The 1,731-nt window shown below is 36.9% G+C and carries 3 protein-coding genes and 1 pseudogene; all 4 read right to left on the bottom strand.

Going from position 1 to position 1,731, the window contains the following annotated elements; genetic code table 11:
- Positions 1–368 (bottom strand): annotated as a pseudogene (locus tag KIV40_RS27015) (hypothetical protein); the annotation flags it as partial.
- 1 nt (position 369) lies between these two features.
- Positions 370–705 carry a hypothetical protein gene (locus KIV40_RS27010; protein WP_285352257.1) on the bottom strand — a complete coding sequence of 112 codons (336 nt, stop codon included), beginning with the start codon at positions 703–705 and terminating at the stop codon, positions 370–372.
- Positions 689–1,255, bottom strand: a complete 567-nt coding sequence (locus KIV40_RS27005; protein ID WP_285352256.1) for a glycosyltransferase — start codon at positions 1,253–1,255, stop codon at positions 689–691. The genes KIV40_RS27010 and KIV40_RS27005 overlap by 17 nt, the downstream gene beginning before the upstream one ends.
- Positions 1,256–1,264: 9 nt before the next feature.
- A partial coding sequence (locus KIV40_RS27000) for a DegT/DnrJ/EryC1/StrS family aminotransferase (protein WP_285352255.1) occupies positions 1,265–1,731 on the bottom strand: 467 nt, incomplete at its 5' end.

Raw genomic sequence — 1,731 nt, 5'->3', positions numbered from 1 at the left:
CCAACTTCGACTTTCCCTAGGACCTTTGCCCCTGCACATAGTATTGTTCCAGAGCCTATAAGCTGCGGAGATCCGGAATTGAAAGATCCTCCTATCGTTACATTTTGAAGGATTATTGCTCCTTTTTGAGCAATAGCGTCATCTCCAATAACAATCCCTACAGGATGAGTAAAACGAACACCTTCTTCTATCTGGGAGCCAACACCGATATCTACATTGAATTTGTAATATATTTTATTCTTCCAGTACTTAGACATATATTTCATGCCATGATCACGAAAGAAATACATTATTTGGATATCAATAGGAAGTATTTTCTCTGGTGTTCTCTTGGTTAAATAGCGTACTATTTTCTTTAGTGTACTCATTTTACCCTCGATTCTTAAAGTATCTTCTCATTTTTTGCCTAAAGCTAAACACTTTAGCTGGGTTAATACCCCTTTTGAAAAAGGCGAAGTAACCAGAAGTCTTACTATCAAATTGGCCATGAAAAAGATCATTAAGTAGAATAATGTATTTCTCTCTTATCTCTAAGGCTCTAATAAATTTATTATTCCCCGTCACTCTACAGTCAGAGATGTTAACTGGAATTTCAGTTAACTCACGAGCAAATGTGGTCTTCCAAGCCGAAACATACTTCTCTTTGGTTTCAGTTTTTAATGTACTGATTCCCACGTCATAGCGATAATCAATTTCGGTCTTCACTGATAACATCCTTTGCAATAGGGGGGAATTCATTAAATAACTCAGAATCTATAGCCGCTGTACAACCTGCAGGGCTTATTTTTCTAGAAACTATAAATGGTATCGTATGTTCAAACTTTTCATTCAAATCCCTTCCACTTACAAAATTTCCATTTTTATCTATTTTGTCAAACTGGGACAATACTAATTTTATTTCAGGAGATTTTTTCCATGCGTTATACTGAGTCTCCAATCTGTGAGGCTTAGATGCATCATCACCTGCTTGAATGACCACCAATGTACTATCAAACTTACCAATAAGTTTGTTGTATTGTGATACTAAACCTACGTTAACATCGTTTTTTACAACTTCGATTGAAAGCCCTTCAGGTGCCCTTTCAACAACAGAGTCTATTACATCACCAGTATTATCCGGTGAGCAATCATCAAAGATATAAAGAGTCTTCGGCCAAACAGTTTGGTTATAAATGGAATCGATCGCTGCTTCTATATACTCTTGTTGCTTATATGTAAAAATCGCAACCACTAAATCATCTATTATTTTCTTCATTTAAATAACCTAAAACTTATTAATGGCAAAGATTATCTCTTTAGCCTGATCTATCGACAATGTTGGATCCATCGGAATACTAATTACTTCCTGTTGAACTCTTTCCGTCAAAGGCAGTGACAAGTGTGAAAAGTCCTGATAAGCCGCCTGTTGATGAGGAGGAGTTGGATAGTGAATCAAAGTTTGTATGCCGTTTTTCACCAAATGTTCCATTAGTGCAGGTCTGTCTGAAGTGCGAAGAACGAAAAGGTGCCAAACATGCCCCTCCTTCATTGCTAACTTTGGCAAGGTGATTTTTGGGTTGTTTATACCGTCAAGATACAATTGTGCGATGTGCTGACGATGTGCGGTTTCCTTATCCAAATGCTGCAGTTTAACTCGTAACATAGCCGCTTGAATCTCGTCTAAACGAGAATTAACGCCTTGATATTTATTCTCATACTTTTTATGTGAGCCATAATTTCTAAGTGCTACAA

This window comes from Vibrio sp. D173a (genome assembly GCF_030248475.1).
The sequence above is the reverse complement of the archived record's forward strand: the minus strand, read 5'-3'. Positions and strand labels throughout refer to the sequence as shown.

Excerpts from the sequence above, each read along its gene's own strand:
- KIV40_RS27005 (WP_285352256.1), bottom strand. The coding sequence starts at position 1,255 with ATGAAGAAAATAATAGATGATTTAGTGGTTGCGATTTTTACATATAAG.